This is a genomic window from Paenibacillus sp. GCM10027628 (assembly GCF_042676385.1).
In the GTDB taxonomy this organism is placed as follows: Bacteria; Bacillota; Bacilli; order Paenibacillales; family NBRC-103111; genus Paenibacillus_E.
The window spans coordinates 289387-308939 of record NZ_JBHTHA010000011.1; the positions used below are offsets into that span (position 1 = coordinate 289387).

A 19553-nucleotide genomic window follows, 5' to 3' on the forward strand; every position below is an offset into this window, starting at 1 on the left:
TATCAATGAACAGGAGCTCATCCATGCCGACATTTCTTCGAATTCTTAAGCGCTTACCATCGCGAATCATGATTATCTTACTGCCCTTACTTCTCATGCTCATGGTCGAGTTTCTGGAACGCGGAACCTATCAAGAATTATACAAGTGGGTAACGAATCACCCGCTATCCATGGTACTCGCTTACTTCGTAGTAGGAACGCTCTACCTCTTCCTCATCGCGGTCACAGGAATGAGCCGATTATCTTTCTGGTTACTCTGTGCTGCGCTGCTACCGCTTGGCGCCATTAGCGGGGCTAAACTGAAAGCGATAGGAGCTCCCTATTACCCTTGGGACCTCGTGTTTCACAATGAAATCGTGGAATACCGTAATTTTCTTAGTCAGTATTTGAACCTGCGCATCATCGGCTATGTCGCCTGTTTTCTCCTGCTGATCGCGATCTTGTTTCATTTACTATTGCGACGCCGTCCGATACGTATCCCTTGGATTGAACGCACGGTTTATGCTTTAATCGCCGTTGTGATGTCGACTAGTCTTTATATGGACAAGCCTATTAATTTTACGAGCATGTACGATATTTATACAGTACCTTGGGATCAAACGATCACCTATGACAGTAACGGATTCCTTTTATCCTCGGTCCAGATGCTCGGATTTCTCGATGTCGCCAAGCCGGATGGTTACAGCAAAAAAGCCATTACATCGATTTTGAATCAAATTCCCGAGACGAAGGCCGTTGGCGGCAAAAAACCGAACATTATCGTCATGCTGAGCGAAGCGTTCTGGGATCCTACTGTTATGAAAAACGTAAGCTTCAGTGAAGATCCAATTCCGTTTTTACATAATCTGCAGAAAACGTATACGAGCGGCTGGATGCTTTCTCCGCAATTCGGAGGCAGCACGGCGAATGTCGAGTTTGAAGTCTTATCAGGCAATTCCATGCGCTTATTCGGCCAATCACCCGACAAGATCTTACCTTATATCGAGTACATGAACCACGGCGTAGACTCGCTCGCCAGCATTACAACCAGACAAGGATATACAGCTACTGCGATCAATCCTTTTTTCAGTTGGTTTTTTGACAGTCGGAAGGTGTACAAGCATTTCGGGTTTTCCCGCTTTATCTCCAGCGAGTTCTTCCCGAACGATTTTGAGGGACCGAACTATGCGGACCGGGCGGTAGCCAAGAAGATTATTGAGGAGACGGAGAAAAGCCCCGGACCCGACTTTATTTTCGCCAATACGATGGAAAACCACGCTCCTTTCAAGCCGGGTAAATTCAGTAAAACTACAATTGATGTGACCGGGAATATGGCTAACGATTCCAAAGGTATGCTGGAAACCTATGCGCAAGGCATTAAAGATGCGGACAAATGCCTGCGAACGCTGGTCGAATACTATTCCAAACAATCAGAGCCTACGATCATCCTGTTCTTCGGAGATCATATGCCGTTCTTAGATGAAAATTATAAAGTATACCGTGATACGAAGTACCTGCTTCCAAACGATCCTGACTTTTACACCAAAACTCACTCTACGCCTTTTGTCATCTGGAATAACTTCTTGCCCGCCGATCAAGAAAAGCCGAACCAGAGGATAAGCCCGTCCTTTCTCGGACCAGCCGTTCTACATATGGCTGGCGTGCAAGGCAGCTATTATACCGACTACTTGTACAATTTATCGCAAAAGATACCTGTCATTCCGCCGAACGACATGTGGGACAAATATAACATTAAAGCCAGCGATCTTAGCGATTACGCCATGATGCAATACGATAACTTGTTTGGAAGCCGCTACGGCTATGAAGCCATAGGCTATAAAGATACAATCGTGCAGCCGTCCTATACGCTCGGTTATGGCGATCCCGTCATTAAGAATGTCAGGAAGCAAGATAAAAAGCTGCAAATTGAAGGCTCCAACTTCTTCTCTTCTTGCAGCGTCTACGTGGATGGGATTGAGTTGAAGTCCAGCTTTGACGGCTCGAATACGTTATATGCGGACATTCCTGAAGACTCTGCCCTTGATCCAAATAAACAGCATCAAGTCGAAGTAAGGATCATTGACGATAAAAAAATGAAGATTGGCCAATCGAACCTGTTCACCCTCCAATAAGTCATGACCCGAGCCCCCTTCGAATAGGATGGAACCAAATCCATTCGAGAAGGGGGCTTTTCACATGCGATCCCCGATTCCACCTGCGCACGTCCATTTTTTCACCACGAGAACCTCTGATGAACTGCGCCATCATCATTTAATCCGCCTGTATACCTTCAATAATAACGGTACCGCTTACGATGGCCATGATCATCAGTATCAAGGCATTACCGGCATTAAATATGGTCATTATCATATCTATCGCGGAACGACCGGCCCCGCCATCCCCTTACAGAATGGAACCCACATTCACTTGCTTGAAGGCATCGTCGATAATAACGCGTTCAACACTTCTCGCGGAGGAGCGCTTGTCTCTTCTGCCAAGAAAGAAGGGTTGATCCGCGAATTGCATCAACATACTTATTCCGGTTATTCTACGATCGGTTTTGGATATGAACGTTAGACTTTGTATATAAAAGGAAAATTCCGCTCACTATAAGAAAAGAAATTCAACGAAGGAAATTCGTCCCAATTGGACGGCCAAAAGAGGGAGCAGGCTTGATCAGAAACTTTTTCAAGTTACTTATAAAAAACCAAATCAAACACCATGCTCCACAACAGCGCGCAGAAAATGACGATCAGCATACACTCAGTTCAGATTTATCGCAAAACGAGCAAATTCTTCGGTCGATTTATGCCAATTGTTCGGATGTCATCTACCGCTCCTTTGTCATTGGCGGAAAAACAAAAGCCCTATTAATCTATATCGAAGGATTAGCCAACGCCGATGGAATCGAGGAGTATGTTATTGCCCCTCTCATGAAAGAAGAATACGGAGAACCCCTCCCTATCCATCAACTTATCGCCCGAAAAATATCTGTTTCTCATGCGTATGAATTCAACACCTTAACCTTGTGCATCGAGTATCTATCGAGTGGCAATCCGATCCTGCTCATCGAAAATGAAGCAAGCGGTCTTGCTTTAGGCTTGAGCAAATGGGAAAAGCGTAGTATCGAAGAACCTGTGGCTGAAGGGGGGATCAGGGGGCCGCGCGAAGGCTTTACTGAAACTTTGCGGATCAGCACGTCCCAATTACGCCGTATTATTAAGAGTCCCCATCTCAAAATGGAATCCATGAAAATCGGCGATTTTACCCAAACGAATGTCGTCATCGCATATGTTGAAGGCATCGTGGATAAGACGCTTGTAGAAGAAGTCAGGAATCGGCTCCGTCGCATTCAAATTGACGGCATTCTGGAAAGCGGATATATCGAGGAAATGATCGAGGATAATCCCTACTCTCCTTTCCCCCAACTGCTCAGTACCGAACGCCCCGATGTGGTTAGCAGTAATCTGCTGGAAGGGCGGATAGCCATTCTGATGGAGGGAACACCTTTTGTATTAGTCGCTCCGATCACCTTTTTTTCTCTAATGCAATCGCCGGAAGATTATTATCAGCGTTTCTGGATCGGTACCACTACACGCTGGTTGCGTTATATTTTTACTTTCATCTCTCTTTTTCTTCCATCCCTTTATGTGGCGGTTCTCACCTATCATCAGGAGATGGTGCCCGGCTCATTGCTGATAAGTATGGCGTCTTCAAGAGAAGCTGTGCCCTTTCCGGCATTAATCGAAGCGCTAATGATGGAAGTCACCTTCGAAGCGCTTCGGGAAGCGGGCGTACGATTGCCCAAACAAATAGGCTCTGCCGTCAGCATTGTCGGAGCTCTTGTTGTCGGACAGGCAGCTGTTCAGGCCGGCCTTGTCTCTGCGCCGATGGTCATTGTGGTCGCCATTACCGGTATCTCGTCCTTCATGATTCCGCGTTATGTTGCCGGGATTGCGATAAGAATGCTGCGCTTTCCATTGATATTCCTTGCCGGATCACTCGGACTGCTTGGCATCATGATGGGCTTCATTGCCATTGTTCTCCATATGGCCAGCTTGCGTTCTTTCGGCGTTCCTTATTTGTCTTCCATTGCGGCTCCAAAGGGACGCGAACTGAAAGATGTCCTTATCAGGGCTCCTTTGTGGATGATGGATTCGCGCCCACACTTAACAGGAGATTATAACAAGAATCGGCAGGCAGCCAATCAAAAACCTGGCCCTAAACAGGGAGGGGAGTCATAAATCAAATCGTCGATCCCCCTGGAATTGGTGAAGGAGAAACGCCCCCATGAACATGTTGATGAAATCAGTTATCCTACTCCCTTTATTACTTTTGCTTAGCGGTTGCTGGGACCGTACAGAACTTAATGACTTGGCGGTTGTTTCCGTATTAGCCCTGGACAAGACTGAGAACAACCTCATTCAAACGACCGTTCAAATCGTCATTCCGCAGAACCAAACCGGAGGCGGAGGGACCGGAGGAGGCGGTTCCGGAGGCGGAGTGGCAAAGAAGACTACCATTCGAACAGAAAAAGGGAACGATACAGCTGAAGCTCTATCCAAACTTCAACGATTAATTCCGCGGAAACTGTTTTGGGGACAATGTAAAATATTTATTTTCGGCGAGACGCTTGCGAGATCAGGTATTCGGGAACAATTCGATTTCCTGGTTCGTCATCCGCAGCCTAGAGAGAGGGCTTTTATGTTTGTCAGCAAAGGGAAAGCAGCGGATACACTTGAATTGTTTCCGCCCATTGAGCGCTCCACAGCCGAAGTATTGCGGAAATTAAGTGAATTACAGATTGGCATTCAGGTAACCAACGAGCAGTTAAGCATCATGCTAAAGGGAGATTCTTTAGCGGCTGCACTTCCAATGATTCATATTCTCCCGGAAGCCAAATCGGCAGTACCCTTTCAAACGATTCCTTATATCATGGGAACCTCTGTTTTCAAAAAAGATAAAATGATTGGGGAAATTTCGGAAAAGGTGACCCGGGGCGTCATGTGGATCAATAATGATATCAAAGAATATACAGTCACCTATAAAGCTGATGAGAAAAACAGAGTCGTATCCTTAAAACCGGTAAAAGCGAATGTTAGGCTGATACCGAAAATCGAGGGAGATACGTGGATGATGACTGTAAAAGTATATACGGAAGGAGATATCGTTCAGAACGGTTCCTTAATGAATCCTATGAATCCAGACTTGTTAAATATCCTTGACAATGCGTTTCAACAGGACGTTAAAGCTCGTATCCAATCTGCGCTTAATGAGGTTCAGCATCGGCTGAAGGCGGACATTTTTGATTTTGCCAAGGAATTTCACCGAAAATATCCCAAAGAATGGGAAAAAAGAAAAGACGATTGGGAGGAGCTATTTCCAAAGGTTATCGTGAGTATTCAAGTAGATGCGCACATACTCAGACCCGGACTTGTCAACTCGCCAGGCGGGGTCCCTATTGAAGAGGTAAGGGAAAAATGAGAGGGAGTTTTTTCTGTAGCGTGACAATCGCCGTGTTGCTGATCTTGTGGTTTGAATGGCGAAATCTTAAACAAAAGCCGAAAAAGGACAGGGTCGTATTCCTGACGCTGATCATTCTCGTTTGGTTTTTGTCGATGTTGAATCTGCCCAATACGCCGGGCCCGATATCATTTCTTCAGGTAATTTTTAAACCGTTTAAGGGATTGATAGAACAATGAGCTCCTAGAGTGAAATTCATTCCAAAGTGTGGTGAAAAGGATGTTGGGGAAAGAGAAAATTTCAGCCTTCCAATTGGGAATCATGATGTACCCGACCGTGTTAGCCACCGGCTTTCTTGTGCTTCCGACCATTGCCGCCCAATTTGCGAAAAATGACTTCTGGATGACAGGGATTTTCGCGGCTTTGATAGGTTTAATAACCGTCTATGTTGTAACCCGGTTACATCAGCTTTATCCGAAGCTAACTGTCATTCAGTACAGCGAACAAATTGTCGGGAAACTGCTCGGGAAAATCATTGGGCTCGTTTACTTCTTCTATTATCTCCACTCCACAGGAATCATTTCCAGGGTGTACGCTGAGTTTGTTAAGGCCAATTTTCTGTTTAAAACCCCGATTCTCTTGATCATTTCGTCCATAACCCTGCTCTTCGCAATTGCCGTTCGCGGTGGAACGGAGATGTTGGCAAGAAGCGCAGTGGTTTTAACGCCTATTTTTATTCTGCCGATTTTTTTTCTTTTGCTGCTTATCCCCGAAATGGACGTAAAAAACATCTTCCCCATTCTAAGCCATGGGATGATTCCGGTGATCAAGGGCAGCTTTACCCCAGAGGCCTGGGTATCCGAATTTTTCGCGATGACCTTCTTTCTGCCCCAATTGGCTGATCCGGAAAAAGGCAGGAGATGGGGTATGATATCATTATGCGCCGTCATTCTAAGCATGACATATGTCAATTTAATTACATTATTTTTAATTGGGTCTGACACGGGTAACAAAATCTATCCCATTTTAATCGCTTTCCGTTATATCAAAGTCGGCAATATTTTCGAAAATTTAGAAGCCCTGCTCCTGGCGATGTGGGTCGTCGGAAACTTCGTTAAAATGGGTGTCTATTTCTATGCGGCCGTTCTCTCTTTTACGCAATGCTTGCGACTTTCCGATTACCGTCCCTTCGTCTTCCTGCTTGCTGTCCTATCTGTTGTGTTCAGTCTATGGGAGTTACCAAGTTTCACTAAATTAGGATTTTATTTAAAAACCATCGCACCGTTTGAAATAACGACGATTTTGGTGCTCATTCCGCTGCTTTTGCTATGCGTTGCTGTTTTCCGAAAAAGAAATAAAACCGATCCTGCGAACGAAACATGAAAAAGCCCAAGCGCGATGGCAAACAGCACTTGGGCTTTTTGAATGAAAATTAATGCGATTCTTCCACACGAATCGACCATTGGAATGTGAATGTGCCGCCCGCTTCGATGCCTTGAGCTCCGGACATTTCCGCAGGGTACGGTTCATTAAACACATTCATGATGGATGTGTAGGGCTCCAGGGATACGGCATCGGCCCATGGCGCCGTGAACAACACATGAATGGGGAACCGATCCCCCATGTCGAACACCAGCTTCGTGCCTCTCGCCTCGTAGTGCAACTCGCACGACTGCGGCCCTGGTTCAACGGTCAGCATCTGCGAGCCGCCCGGATAGTCCGGCAGCGTCGTCACAGCTTCTCCCTGCTTTAGCGCAGCTGTCAGCTGCGAAGACGCCGGACCGCCTGTCGCATAGCCGTCCTCACTGAGCGGCCATTCCGCCGCAGCGGGGATCACCACCCGCACGCGGCTCGCTTCCTCCTTCGCGAAAGCGAAGTAGGGATGAAAGCCGAGCGATAGCGGCATCGTCAGCGGGCTGCGATTGACGATCTCGCCGCTGAGCGACAGCGTACCGTCCTTCAGCCGGTACGTGAAGCGAAAACATGCGGCATGCTGGAAGTAGGCCAGCATGTCCGGATGCTCCGCGAAATCGATCTCCGCGGAGACATATGCTCCGCCAGCGGGATCTGCGCCGCTGGCCACGACTTTCCACGGCCGCTCGCGCAGCTCGCCGTGGGCATGATGCGGCTCCCGATTCGCCGGGAGCCGGTATTCGCGGCCTTCGAAGGTGAAGGCCGCGTATTTGACGCGCCCAGGCGGGAACAGAATGGGCACGCCGTAGCGCGAAGACTGTTCGCGAAGCACCGCCAGCGAAGGTGGCTTCGCGATGTAGGACTCGCTTCGCACATCGAAGCGGAACAAATGAAAACCGACGGCCGGGATGACCTCAGCCTCGGCATGACTTTTGCGGTCGATAAGCCGGAATGTCGGCACACCGTCCCACTCGCTTTGAATAATCTCATAGGTGGCACTCATGATTTACTCTCTCCAATCCATTTATGTAATCTTGTTTCTCTGATAATACCTGTATAAGAGGAAAATACCAAGCAGCAAAATTACACTTGTAATCAGACTGCCTTCCGCACCGAAAGAACCGCCGGACAGAACCGCGGATCCGCTTTGTTCGATTCTGGCGATCGAAGCGGTTTGTGTGCCGGAGACGTCAAAGCCATAAATGTTGCCCTGTAAGAAATTCCAGGAAAGATGCATGCCGATCGGCATCCATAATCCGCCAGACCATTCACGGCATACGCCAAACAGCAATCCGGCCAGCAGGAGATTCAGAATCGGTACAAGAGAATTCCACATGCCAGGATTTAAGGAGTGCAGCAAAGCAAATACGACTGTGGATACGGTTATTGCCGGTACCACACCGAACCTCATCTTCACAAGCCCTTGCAAATAGCCGCGAGCAAACAACTCTTCATTAACCGCAACACCGATAAACAGAACAAACCCCCAAAGCAATTCCTTAGCGACCGTTCCGTTCCACTGCCAAGCAAGCAGTTTGACTCCGCCTGATAGCCAAATAAGGCCGCAGCTTATCGTAATCAGTATCGCTCCGGAAGCCAAGCCCTCTCCCGCTCTCCGCCAAAGATGAAGGGTGTGAAAACCAAGACGCCAACCCTTTCTTCTTTCGAAACTGGCGTAGGCAATTAGCACACCGCCTATAAATCCGATAATTTGGGCCCACAACGCGGCTTTGATGAAAAATGCGTCTTTGGCAACCACAGCGATACCGACTTCCAATGAAGGCCGCCTTACGATGGCGATGACCGCCGCTGCAATGGATAAGACAACGGTAATCACGACAATTAACAACGCTGCCAATAGAACTTTGCCTACGATAGCAAGGATAGATATGAATGTCCCTCTGTGCTCGCTGATGGTCTCTCCTCCTCTCTCCCCAACTTTATTCGAGAGAAGGCGCCCATTTCCTGCCATTCCCAGAGGAAGTTCACTCTTGTGCAAATGCCCCCTGCCATGACACAATAAAAGAAATATCGTTTGATGGAGGAAACATGCTGTTCGTATTATTCGCTTTATGGATCATCGCTTTGCTGCTGCTCATGATTGATCCCAGATCAAGCACGATGCGCTGGATGAGTGCCTTTGTGTTCACTGGCGGGCTTGGAGCGCTCGCGGCTGTTTTAGATGAAAATATCATTCCGTATATCCGGCAAACGATTCCGAACGCTTCGATCAGCGAGCTCTTATATCGCATACAGGCGGCGAGTTCCTTAATATCCTATTATGGCATGCCCTATTCGATCGCTATGCTAGCGCTCCAATATAATTCAACCTGGCCGAGCCGTAAGATGCGTTCCTATCTTCCGATTTTATTAATGTTGCCGCCCATAGCGTGTGTCCTATTTACACCCGGTTATAATAATGAAATTCCGATCACCTTCCCGCTCGTGGCGAGTTGGGCCGTTCCCTATATTGTAGTCGGGGCCTTTTTGATTGCGATTAAAAAAGAACGGATGCCCGCCATGAAACGAACACACTTGTTCACATGTCTGGCGCTGTTGCCGCCAGTTATTTGTGTGGCCGTACTGAATTACATCATGCCAAGCTTTGGTTTTTACCGCATGTGGGTATATCATACGTGGATTCTTGCATTTGTCGTGCCTTTTTTCATCTATACCTTTTTCAAATACGGGTTTCTTGGCATCCGTCTTCTTATCGAACGTCGTAAACTTGATTCTACACTGCGAGCCATTACATCAGGAACGGCAATCCTAAACCACGCTATTAAAAACGATGTCGGCAAGATGCGTCTGTTCCTTGAAAAAATGAAGACGTACGCAGAGGAAACGAATCAACCGGAACTTATGCAGGATCTCGACGTCGTCATGCATGCCTCCATGCATATCCGTGATATGATCTCACGGGTACATGAGCAAACTCAGGAACTGCCTTTAAAGGCAACAACTGTGAAACTTGATGAGCTATTGACTGAAGTACTGAATCCGATTACACCATACCTTGCTTCCGTTAAACTCAAGCAAAGCGTCCCGGCGAATCTATCACTTGATTTGGATCGTATCCAGATCGCCGAGACCCTAACGAATGTCCTGATGAACGCGGTTGAAGCGATGCCGCAAGGCGGAGAGCTATCCGTGAAAGCATTTATGGCCAAGAAGAATATGGTCATAGAAGTCAGGGACACCGGCACAGGTATGGACAAAACTGTTCTTAAGCAAGCATTGGAGCCCTTTTATACAACAAAAAGCGGGAGCCGTAACAACTTCGGGCTAGGGCTCGCGTATTGTTATAGCGTGATGAAAAAACACGGAGGTTCCCTGGAGCTCAGCAGTGAACCCGGAAGAGGTACCAGCGTATTTCTTACCTTCCCAGGAACGCGATTAGTAGAGGAAGTTTAAAAAGTCCACTTTGATAACGAAGTATTTCAGCGAAGTTATTCGACATCGAATCTTGAATGAAACCGGGAAGTCCGGTACTCACGTAGTAAACCACTACGCTCCGTTCCTCCTTCTCCGGATTTCATCCAACCTTCTCGGTTCTGAAAGCGGACTTTTTAAACTCTCAATGATTAGAATAAGAAAGAAGGGTCTGCAGAATGGAACCAATAAGAATCGCCATCGTCGAGGACGATCGTGACTGGCTGCGCGGCTTATCCGCTTATTTGAATCGGGAGCCGGATTTAACCGTAACAGCCGCAGCGACAACGATCGAAGATGCTCAAGAACTCTTTCGCGGGCTAGAGCCACTTGCAGACGTTGTACTCATGGACATCATGCTGCAAGAAGATCCTGCCGGCATCCGTTTAGCGGAACAAGCCCTTATGGCATGGGGTGTAAAGGTCATTATGCTGACCTCTATGGAGGAAAAAGACCTCATATTCCGATCCTTTCAGGCAGGAGCCATTGATTACCAGATCAAATCAAGGTTTGAGGAACTGCCTGCAGTTATTCGCGCGGCGCATGCGCGTCAGTCGTCCATTAATGCCGCTGTCGCCGAACAGATGCGAGAAGAATTCCGTCGGCTTAAGCGGCTTGAACACGAGTTTAAGGTTAAAGAGGTCAAAGATCTGATTACGCCGACTGAATTACAAGTGCTGGAAATGATCGATCAAGGCCATACGCAGACGGAAATCGCGAATCGTTTTTTTATCTCGCTGCGCACGGTCAAAATTCACGTTGGCCATATCTTGAAAAAGCTGGGAAGTTCAAGCAGCAAGGAAGCCGCGCAGAAAATCCGCGATCTCGGCTTATTTGAAGAAAATCATCGTTCCGATAAGAATAACTAATGAATATCGCGTTTTTTGAACCTTCCGCCCTTCACATCGTGGATGTTGCCAACCGCCAGAAATGCCGCAGGATCGAGCTCTTCCACGATGGATTTCAGCTTTGCCTCTTCCAAGCGGGTGATCACGCAGAATATCACTTTCTTATTGTCACCGGAGAACCCGCCTTCCCCTTCCAAATAAGTAACTCCCCGGCCCAAACGGTCCAAAATGGCTTCGCCGATAAGCCGAAAACGGTCGCTGATAATCCATACGGATTTGGACTCATCGAACCCTTCAATCGTAACATCAATCATTTTGTACGCAATGAAATAAGCAATCAACGAGTACATGGCGCGATCCCAGCTATAAACAAAACCGGCGCTGCCCAGAATGAACAGATTGAAGAACATGACAATTTCGCCTACGGAAAATGGGATCTTTTTCGATGTTAATATCGCAATGATTTCCGTACCGTCGAGAGAGCCCCCGAATCGAATCACCATGCCAACTCCGATGCCAAGAATAATCCCCCCGAATACGGCTGCCAGCAAAGGATCGATGGTTAACGGCGGTACCGGATGTAATAATAAAGTACCCAACGACATGACCAGAATCGCGAAGAGCGTAGATAAAGCGAACGTTTTACCGATCATCTTATATCCGATATACAGAAACGGAAGGTTTAAGATTGTCAGGAAGATCCCCACCTGCATATTCGTCAAATATGACAAAATAATCGAAATCCCCGTTATGCCCCCATCGATAATTTTATTAGGGACCAGAAAAATTTCCAGACCAACGGACATTAGCGCCGCTCCGAAGAATAGAAATACGCTGCGCCTAAGCAGGGTACTTTTTGTCATTCGTTTATGTTGAGCTTGAATCGCTGCTTCTTTATGTTGCAAATTAACCTGCGGGTTCGTCACCGTGATTTCCTCCTTCATGAATGATTTTTTCATTTATTTTCAGTTCTCGTTGGAACCATCATTTTCCTGCTTAACGCATTCATACGAGGGTCCATCGAGAGCAATCTGCACGAAAATTGTTAGAAGAGATCCCATCGAATAATATCAAACGGCATGATATAATGTCAGATGTTATTTACAATTTCTTAATTTCTGAATAAACGGGAGAAACTATGAAACATCAATTACTTCGCGTATGGCGAACATGTAAGCTTTGGTCCCCGCTCCTATTGACTGCAATCATTCCTTTACTCCTCATGGAAGTACTTAGTCGCGGGCACTATCTCGAAATGCTTTCCTGGGGTGCGCTTCATTTACTAGAGCTTATATTTAATATTTGGATCGTGCTGGGCTTCTTGCTTCTGTTCATTGCTGCAATCGGACGAACACGAGTTGCTTACTGGATATTATCCGGTATTCTCATAGTTCCAGCCCTTATTAGCGGCATTAAGCTGAAAATATTAGGCGTACCGCTCACGCCGTGGGATCTCGTCCTGGCCGGTGAAGGTTCCGACATGGTGAAATACGTAACAAATGTGTTGAATGTGCGTACACTAATTGGCCTGCTCTTGTTTATCGGCATTAGTTATTTGTTGCTCTATCGGACCAAACTAATCGTAAATAAAATCACATGGAATGAGCGCGGCATTTTTGCAGCTCTTGCCGTATTGATGTTAGCTGCCGTATACACGGACAAGCCGCTTCCCGTACAGAAATGGCTTGGCATTCAAGCATCTACCTGGAACCAGGTGGAAAATACAAAAACAAATGGGTTTGCGCTTGCAACCGTTCTTAACACCAAATCGATGCTGAATGGGAAGCGCGAAGGTTATGATGATAAAGCCATTGAAGCCATCGTCAATCAAACGCCTAAGCCAGATAAAGCAGGCAGCTATTCCGGCAATGTAAAGCCGAATGTGATCGTCGTTCTGAGTGAAGCCTTCTGGGATCCGACATTGATAAAAGGCGTGCAATTCAGCCGCGATCCTATTCCGTTCTTCCATAAGCTTCAGGAGACAGGAACGAGCGGTTGGATGCTATCTCCTCAATACGGCGGAGGTACCGCCAACGTTGAATTTGAAGTTTTAACCGGCAATTCGATGCGCTTTTTACCGCAGGGCTCTGTTGCCTATAATCAGTTTATCACCAATGAAGTGGATTCTTTAGCCAGCATTTATGCGCGTCAAGGCTATACATCAACAGCCATTAGCCCTTTTCATAACTGGTATTTCAACAGTAACAAAGTATATGAGGATTTCGGCTTTTCCAAATACATTCCGATTGAATATTTCAAACCTAACTATTCCGGCCCTTATATCGCAGACAGTGAAGTGGCCGCTAATATCATTCATACGACAAGTCTTAGCGAAGGACCCGATTTTGTGTTCGCCAATACGATGGAAAATCATTTCCATTTTTATCCTGGCAAATTCCCGAAAAATACGATCGACGTTAAAGGCGACATGGCCCCTTCTTCCCAAGGGATGCTGGAAACTTTAGCACAAGGTATAAGCGCGGCCGACAACATGCTGAAAGAACTCGTTGATCATTATGAGAAAAGCGGCGAACCGACGATCATCGCTTTCTGGGGCGACCACCTGCCGGCTCTCGGAGATGATTACGCCACGTTCATCGATACCAAATATATAAGCGGTAAAGATGATCCGGATTTCTTGAAAAAAATGTACAGCGTTCCGCTCGTCGTATGGAACAATTTTGATACGTTACACAAGGATAAATTGAATATCAGTCCGTCCTTCTTAGGCCCATATCTGATTGGGTTATCCAAGCAGAAAGGCAGCTATTATACCGATTATTTGGAGGAGCTTTCCAAAAAAATTCCTGTCATTCCTCCCAAAGACCATTATGCGGCTATGAATATTAAAGAAGAAGATCTTAAAGATTACGAGACGTTGCAGTACGATATTTTGTTCGGCGAACGCCATGCTTACAAGGATTATAAGACCCCGATCATCGATTCGCACTATATGCTCGGATACGGTCCTATTACGATCGATAAAGCTGCCGCGGATACGCAGGATTTGTCCGGACGTTCAAGTGTCACGATATCCGTGAGCGGCAAGAATCTACCGCCACTCGGCTACGTTACGCTGAACGGCAAACCGATGCCGACGACTTGGCAGGATGAATATTCCCTTACCGCCAAGGTCGAAGGCGATGCCCTGAAGCCCGGAATATGGGACATCCAGGTGAATGTGAAAGATTCTAAGGAGACCGTAATCGGTAAATCGAATACGTGGCCTATTGATATGGGCGGACGATAACAATTGCATGAAATCCCCTAACCGCTGACGGTAGGGGATTTTTTTGTGTAAATTACGTGGTTTGTACAACCGAAGTTTGTCTCTTTCGGTACAAAAAGTAGCTAATTACAGCAAGCAGCAAAAGAACCGAAATGCCCCAGAAAATATGAGCATATACGTCTGCCAGTGGCAGCGATTTTTGCCAAGCGATACTTTTTCCGCTCATCGCCACGCCGAACGCACCGCCCACGAATTGGATCAACTGTGCAAGCCCCATGCCTGCGCCAATTTGCTCTTTGGGCAAAATCCGCGACATTTCATTAGAGACGCTTGTTGTCAGCATCGTGACCCCTATACTAAGCGGCATATAAATGCATAGGATGACATATGGGGACATATGGCTTAAAAATGCGAACAGCACCGCTCCGAGCAGCATCAGTAGGCTGCCTCCACGAAGAATCCGATGATTTCCATACCGGTCGATCAGCCTTCCGATCGGGTTCGATAAAAACGCGGACAGCATTGCACCAGGGAATATGATGAGCCCGGTCAAGGCAGAACTCATACCGAATAATCGGCTTAGCATCATAGGCATTAAGAACAAGCAGGCAAAATGAGCGGCAAAAGCAGCGAAACTCATGAAGCTAAGCAGCATATACGGCGTATTGCTCATTAGCTCCGACTGTACAAAGGGTTGTGCCGTTCGTTTGATCCGGATCCAGAAGGAAAGCAGGAAAATAACGCCTGCGGCTAAAGCAAGCATCGAGCCCGTTGTCATAAATAACAGCAGTCCGGTCACTCCGATACCGATAAAAACAGCACCCGCGAAGTCGAATCGGCCATGAACCGCCTCTTCCTTAGGCAGTAGTTTAAACAAAATCGGCAGTAGGAAGACTATAAGTGCCGTGATGATGAATAATCCGTTCCATCCGACATACTGCGTAACGGCGCCACCCACTACGGGCCCAAGCCCCATGCCGAATGTGGCCGTAGAAATAATAGCCGACATGGATCTTCCTCTTCTGCTCAGAGGGATATAACGGGTTACGAGCACGACCCCGAGCGCGACGCCAGAACCTGCGCCAGCAGCTTGCACAAGTCTCGCGAGCATTAACATCAAAAAGTGATGACTAAATACGCCAAGCAGAGAACCTGCCCCAAGACATGCGACCCCGACAACAAACAGTCTCCGGATAGGCACAAAATCGGATAAGCGGCTGTATGTGATGGACGATATCGCGAATACGATCGAATATCCGGTAACGATCCAAGAGGCTGTCGTCGAAGATAGAGCGAACTCTTTCATAATTTGCGGCAGAGCGACATTAAACATCGTTGTATTCATAACGATCAGCATGACAGCCACACTCCAGAAGCCAAGCACCAATCTTTCTCTTATTACTGCGGCCTCTGCGGGAGGGGCTGGAACAGTCGAAGCTGTTTGGGTTGTCATAACGGTAGGCAACCTCCTTTATTTAATTGTTCGAGAATTTTCGAACAAATAAACTTTATCACATTCTTTTTCCATATACAAGGGAAAAAAAGTGAAGCCGCATCTACGCTTATAGATGGGCTTCACCACAATCAAGAATTCAATTAAGACAACGAAACAACTTTGCCTGTTGCTTGCGATTCGAATGCCGCCAGGATCACATTAAGTGAACGCAGTCCCTCTTCACCGGAAATGCGCGGCGCTTGCCCAGCTTGAATGCTCGCGACGAATTCGTCAATGACGCCGCTGGAAGTTTGCTTTTCGTTCGTTGCGATCGCTCCAACTTTATAGCGCTCGACCGTTCCATCGCGCAGCTCAATGATTACTTGGTCATCCGGATGCGTTCCGATCTTCATGACACCGTTCTCGCACCACAGAACCGTAGAGTTATCTTCACCTTTGTAATAAGTCCAACTTGCTACGAGGGATCCGATGGCGCCGCTTTTCATACGCAGCACGCAGGTCGCGTTATCGTCCACTTGCGTGCCTTCTTTGTGAAGCGTATTGACGAAGGCAGCGACATCCGATACTTCATCGGATAGCAACCAGCGAATCAAGTCCGACTTATGTACGCCCAAATCGCCCATTGCGCCCATAATTGCTTCTTCTTTGCGGAAGAACCAGCTTTCACGGCCGTCCACGCTCCAGCCTTCCGGTCCAGGATGACCGAACGACGTGCGGAATGTTAGCACTTTCCCCAATTTGCCGCTATCCAAAATTTCTTTGGCTTTCACGTGCGGAGGCATTAACCGTTGATTGTGTCCAACCATCAGGAAGACGCCGTTCTTCTTCGCAGCAGCAATCATCGCCTCTGCCTCTTCAGCCGTGGAAGCCATTGGCTTTTCAACAAGCACATGTGCCCCGGCGTTTGCCGCTGCAATGGATACTTCCGCATGGAGGAAATTCGGTGTGCAAACGCTAACCGCGTCCACTTTCTCCTGCTTTAACATTTCCGCATAGCTGCTGTAGGCTTTTCCGCCATACGTTTGTGCATAGTGCTCCGCTCTTTCGATGATCGGATCTACGAAGGCGACCAGTTCCACATTGGTATTCCAGCCATACTCCGGGATGTGTCTGTATTTGGAAATGGAGCCGCATCCTACGACGGCAACTTTAATTTTACTCATGAGCTGCAAATCTCCTTTTATTGGTTAGTTGCGAACACTGGTGTAATGCTCTTTCACCCAGTTTAAGCTATTGGCAATGCTGGTTAACGGAGGGTTCTGACAGTGATCCTGCTCTACAATCAGCCATTCTACGCCCGCTTGCTCAGCTGCAGTAATGACCTTCTCCAAGTCCACGTTACCCTGACCAAGCTCCAACGTAACGATTTTACCGTCCGCATCTTTGCTAAAGTCTTTGAAATGTACCAGCGGTAAGCGTCCTGCATATTTCGCAATGTACGCTAATGGATCTTGGCCGGCGAATTGCACCCAGCATACGTCCATCTCAACGTTGATTGCATTTTCGCCGGTTTTGGCATACATCGCATCGAAAACAAACTGACCGTCAATTTTCACATGAAACTCGAAGTCATGATTGTGGTAAAGGAATTGCAGACCTTGTTTCTTGGCTTCCGCGGCAATCGCTTCACAGTCGGCGATAATTTGCTGCCATTGCTCTGCGGTTTGGCGCTGATCTTCTGCAACATATGGACAAATAATATATTTCGCACCGAGCGTGCGGAGATAATCGATCTCACCTTGCAGGTTGTTTTTCAAGTTATCCAAACTTACGTGGCTGGCAATCGCTTTCAGACCAATCTCGTCCAGCAGCTGCTTGAGCGATTCAGCCTCCATGCCGTAATATCCTGCGAACTCAACGCCCTCATAGCCCAACTTGGCTACATGACGAAGCGTTCCTTCCATATCTTGAGCCATATTATCTCTTAGCGTAAACAATTGCAGACCAATGCCAATTCGTGCCATTCGCTCATCTCTCCATTCATTTGCTCATATTTGAACTGCTCTAATAAAAGAAATATACCAATATGATGCAATTATACCGATCATAGCTTCATATGACCATTCACGATATAATTGAAACATCTCCTATTTGGCTATGAAAGGTGATCATGATGGAAACGGAACTGTTAACATGCGGCTATTCTTACCATATGGAAAGGTTCGAAGTCAATAGCAAGAGCGGACTCAATTCTTATCTTTTTCGTTTGCAAACAGAGGGCTCTAGCGTTGCACTCGTACAGGGAAGGTTCCGACAAATAGAAGCCGGCGACTTGCTGCTGTTTAAGCCAGGCGATCCCTACGAGCTGCGCATCTCGGAGCAGCCCGAACAGCCTGACGGCAAAATCGCCAGCGGAGATTACTATTTGTTCTGCAAAGGCAGCTGGGTCGATCGCTGGTGGAACCGCAGCGCGAAAGCCACGTGCAACCGCATAGATCTGGATGCGCGGCTGATCTCACTCTGGCGGCAGCTCATTCTCGAAAAGCGGAGAATGGAAGAGGAAGACCGCGAGCTCAGCGGCTATTTGCTGCAAGCATTATGCCTATACTTGGAGCGCGCCGCAACTGAAACGGTCTCCCTCCAAGGGAGACCGTTCACCGGAACGCGCATGAAACGGTTTATCGAAGCCCACGCCACTAGGGCGTTCAAGATCGAAGACGTCGCTGCCCATGTCGAGCTGAGCGTATCCCGCGCCGTGCATCTGTTCAAGGAATGCTTCGGCAAGACGATGATGCAGTACGCCTTGGAAGTTCGCCTTACCAGCGCCGTAGAGCGTATGCACGACAGCTCGATGTCGCTGGAACAAATCGCGCTGAGTTGCGGCTTCGGCAGCTATCCTTATTTCCATAGAGCCTTCAAGTTAAAGTTTGGGATCTCTCCCAAATTGTTTCGGCAGCAGGCTCAGCAGAACTGACTCCGTTGTTGCCATGAACCTCATAAGCAAAAGAAAAAAGCGTTACGATGTAGTAGGCCTGCAGTCCCTACGTTCGTAACGCTTTAGCTAGTTCATGAGGGCTTCACGGTGCGAAGCAATTTAATGCCAAGAGCAATGAAAATAACACCAGTCAGTTTGTTTAAGTACTTCGCCAACGAGCCTGAGCGCAGCCTGCGCGAAGCCAAATCCGTACCTAACACGATTAAGGAACACCAGAGGGTCCCGGTTGCAATGAACGTGAGCCCAAGAATAAGAAATGGCAGCGCTCCGTACGTATTATCAACCGAAACGAACTGAGGCAAAAAAGCCAAATAAAACAGGGCGACCTTCGGGTTCAATAAATTCGTCAAAAATCCTTGGATATAAATTTTCCTGTTTGCCGTCTGTACCATCTGTTTCAAACCATCTTCGTTCGATCGTGACCTCAGCGCCTTGATCCCCATGTAGAACAAATAGCCGGCCCCGATCCATTTAATTAGCTGGAAAGCAAGGACGGATTTCATCAAAATTAGCGAAAGTCCGAAAGCTGCTAATAACGTATGTACGATAGCCCCGCTTAAGATACCTAGCACTGACATCATCCCTGCCGCCTTACCCTGCGCCAAACTCCTCCCCAGTATATAAAGCGTGTCACTTCCCGGCGTTATATTCAGAAGTAAACCAGAAACTAAAAAAACGGTGTAATGATCAATCCCAAACATATTTTTCCCTCTCTCCATACTAAATATCTCTTTAAAAATAACATAACTACAGTCATTCCGTAAGCTCAAATTTCAAGTAATTACATAATTCAATGGA

Annotated in this window: 16 protein-coding genes; 9 read left to right on the forward strand and 7 right to left on the reverse strand. The window is 47.3% G+C overall.

The genetic code is table 11. The annotated features are described in order from the left end of the window. Positions 1–23: 23 nt before the first annotated feature. The 5 genes from ACFQZT_RS13125 (at position 24) to ACFQZT_RS13145 (ending at position 6825) form a co-directional block, all read left to right on the forward strand. Positions 24–2111, forward strand: coding sequence for an LTA synthase family protein (locus ACFQZT_RS13125; protein ID WP_379300401.1), 2088 nt, complete (start codon positions 24–26; stop codon positions 2109–2111). 64 nt (positions 2112–2175) lie between these two features. Then, the gene (locus ACFQZT_RS13130) at positions 2176–2556 is read left to right on the forward strand and encodes a YmaF family protein (protein WP_379300403.1); all 381 of its coding nucleotides are present in this window, start codon (positions 2176–2178) and stop codon (positions 2554–2556) included. A gap of 95 nt (positions 2557–2651) precedes the next feature. Further along, complete coding sequence (locus ACFQZT_RS13135; RefSeq protein ID WP_379300405.1) at positions 2652–4223, forward strand: spore germination protein; 1572 nt, start codon at positions 2652–2654, stop codon at positions 4221–4223. A 46-nt stretch (positions 4224–4269) separates the two neighbouring features. Next, on the forward strand, positions 4270–5463 hold the full coding sequence (locus tag ACFQZT_RS13140) for a Ger(x)C family spore germination protein (protein ID WP_379300407.1): 1194 nt from the start codon (positions 4270–4272) through the stop codon (positions 5461–5463). Positions 5464–5721: 258 nt separating this feature from the next. After that, on the forward strand, positions 5722–6825 hold the full coding sequence (locus tag ACFQZT_RS13145; RefSeq protein ID WP_379300409.1) for a GerAB/ArcD/ProY family transporter: 1104 nt from the start codon (positions 5722–5724) through the stop codon (positions 6823–6825). Positions 6826–6874: 49 nt separating this feature from the next. On the opposite strand, the gene ACFQZT_RS13150 is transcribed toward ACFQZT_RS13145, so the two are convergent. Further along, positions 6875–7858 carry an aldose 1-epimerase gene (locus ACFQZT_RS13150; protein WP_379300411.1) on the reverse strand — a complete coding sequence of 328 codons (984 nt, stop codon included), beginning with the start codon at positions 7856–7858 and terminating at the stop codon, positions 6875–6877. A 21-nt stretch (positions 7859–7879) separates the two neighbouring features. Continuing rightward, a complete protein-coding gene (locus ACFQZT_RS13155; RefSeq protein ID WP_379300413.1) occupies positions 7880–8854 on the reverse strand; it encodes a CPBP family intramembrane glutamic endopeptidase in 975 nt (324 codons plus the stop codon). A gap of 50 nt (positions 8855–8904) precedes the next feature. Between ACFQZT_RS13155 and ACFQZT_RS13160 the strand changes: the two genes are divergently transcribed. Then, positions 8905–10269, forward strand: coding sequence for an ATP-binding protein (locus ACFQZT_RS13160; protein ID WP_379300415.1), 1365 nt, complete (start codon positions 8905–8907; stop codon positions 10267–10269). A gap of 197 nt (positions 10270–10466) precedes the next feature. Beyond that, the gene (locus ACFQZT_RS13165) at positions 10467–11156 is read left to right on the forward strand and encodes a response regulator transcription factor (RefSeq protein ID WP_379300417.1); all 690 of its coding nucleotides are present in this window, start codon (positions 10467–10469) and stop codon (positions 11154–11156) included. Here ACFQZT_RS13165 and ACFQZT_RS13170 read toward each other — a convergent pair. Next, a complete protein-coding gene (locus tag ACFQZT_RS13170; protein ID WP_379300481.1) occupies positions 11153–11998 on the reverse strand; it encodes a YitT family protein in 846 nt (281 codons plus the stop codon). The two genes, ACFQZT_RS13165 and ACFQZT_RS13170, sit on opposite strands and share 4 nt — an antisense overlap. Positions 11999–12273: 275 nt before the next feature. On the opposite strand from ACFQZT_RS13170, the gene ACFQZT_RS13175 reads away from it, so the two are divergent. Beyond that, on the forward strand, positions 12274–14385 hold the full coding sequence (locus tag ACFQZT_RS13175) for an LTA synthase family protein (protein ID WP_379300419.1): 2112 nt from the start codon (positions 12274–12276) through the stop codon (positions 14383–14385). A gap of 52 nt (positions 14386–14437) precedes the next feature. On the opposite strand, the gene ACFQZT_RS13180 is transcribed toward ACFQZT_RS13175, so the two are convergent. From ACFQZT_RS13180 to ACFQZT_RS13190, 3 genes are all read right to left on the reverse strand, one after another. Beyond that, positions 14438–15817, reverse strand: a complete 1380-nt coding sequence (locus ACFQZT_RS13180) for an MFS transporter (RefSeq protein ID WP_379300421.1) — start codon at positions 15815–15817, stop codon at positions 14438–14440. A gap of 143 nt (positions 15818–15960) precedes the next feature. Continuing rightward, positions 15961–16983, reverse strand: a complete 1023-nt coding sequence (locus ACFQZT_RS13185) for a Gfo/Idh/MocA family protein (RefSeq protein ID WP_379300423.1) — start codon at positions 16981–16983, stop codon at positions 15961–15963. A gap of 24 nt (positions 16984–17007) precedes the next feature. Further along, positions 17008–17784: a sugar phosphate isomerase/epimerase family protein gene (locus ACFQZT_RS13190; RefSeq protein ID WP_379300425.1), complete on the reverse strand. Its 777-nt coding sequence runs from the start codon at positions 17782–17784 to the stop codon at positions 17008–17010. A gap of 146 nt (positions 17785–17930) precedes the next feature. On the opposite strand from ACFQZT_RS13190, the gene ACFQZT_RS13195 reads away from it, so the two are divergent. Then, positions 17931–18734 carry an AraC family transcriptional regulator gene (locus ACFQZT_RS13195; RefSeq protein WP_379300427.1) on the forward strand — a complete coding sequence of 268 codons (804 nt, stop codon included), beginning with the start codon at positions 17931–17933 and terminating at the stop codon, positions 18732–18734. A 92-nt stretch (positions 18735–18826) separates the two neighbouring features. On the opposite strand, the gene ACFQZT_RS13200 is transcribed toward ACFQZT_RS13195, so the two are convergent. Beyond that, entirely contained in the window at positions 18827–19456 is a 630-nt protein-coding gene (locus ACFQZT_RS13200; protein WP_379300483.1) for a LysE family translocator, read from the reverse strand. Positions 19457–19553 lie beyond the last annotated feature (97 nt).

What these genes read in the sequence shown, in the direction of transcription:
- ACFQZT_RS13125 (WP_379300401.1), top strand. Translation starts at nt 24, where the DNA reads ATGCCGACATTTCTTCGAATTCTTAAGCGCTTACCATCGCGAATCATG.
- ACFQZT_RS13130 (WP_379300403.1), top strand. Translation starts at nt 2,176, where the DNA reads ATGCGATCCCCGATTCCACCTGCGCACGTCCATTTTTTCACCACGAGA.
- ACFQZT_RS13140 (WP_379300407.1), top strand. Translation starts at nt 4,270, where the DNA reads ATGAACATGTTGATGAAATCAGTTATCCTACTCCCTTTATTACTTTTG.
- ACFQZT_RS13145 (WP_379300409.1), top strand. Translation starts at nt 5,722, where the DNA reads ATGTTGGGGAAAGAGAAAATTTCAGCCTTCCAATTGGGAATCATGATG.
- ACFQZT_RS13150 (WP_379300411.1), bottom strand. Translation starts at nt 7,858, where the DNA reads ATGAGTGCCACCTATGAGATTATTCAAAGCGAGTGGGACGGTGTGCCG.
- ACFQZT_RS13160 (WP_379300415.1), top strand. Translation starts at nt 8,905, where the DNA reads ATGCTGTTCGTATTATTCGCTTTATGGATCATCGCTTTGCTGCTGCTC.
- ACFQZT_RS13165 (WP_379300417.1), top strand. Translation starts at nt 10,467, where the DNA reads ATGGAACCAATAAGAATCGCCATCGTCGAGGACGATCGTGACTGGCTG.
- ACFQZT_RS13170 (WP_379300481.1), bottom strand. Translation starts at nt 11,998, where the DNA reads ATGACAAAAAGTACCCTGCTTAGGCGCAGCGTATTTCTATTCTTCGGA.
- ACFQZT_RS13175 (WP_379300419.1), top strand. Translation starts at nt 12,274, where the DNA reads ATGAAACATCAATTACTTCGCGTATGGCGAACATGTAAGCTTTGGTCC.
- ACFQZT_RS13180 (WP_379300421.1), bottom strand. Translation starts at nt 15,817, where the DNA reads ATGACAACCCAAACAGCTTCGACTGTTCCAGCCCCTCCCGCAGAGGCC.
- ACFQZT_RS13185 (WP_379300423.1), bottom strand. Translation starts at nt 16,983, where the DNA reads ATGAGTAAAATTAAAGTTGCCGTCGTAGGATGCGGCTCCATTTCCAAA.
- ACFQZT_RS13190 (WP_379300425.1), bottom strand. Translation starts at nt 17,784, where the DNA reads ATGGCACGAATTGGCATTGGTCTGCAATTGTTTACGCTAAGAGATAAT.
- ACFQZT_RS13195 (WP_379300427.1), top strand. Translation starts at nt 17,931, where the DNA reads ATGATGGAAACGGAACTGTTAACATGCGGCTATTCTTACCATATGGAA.
- ACFQZT_RS13200 (WP_379300483.1), bottom strand. Translation starts at nt 19,456, where the DNA reads ATGTTTGGGATTGATCATTACACCGTTTTTTTAGTTTCTGGTTTACTT.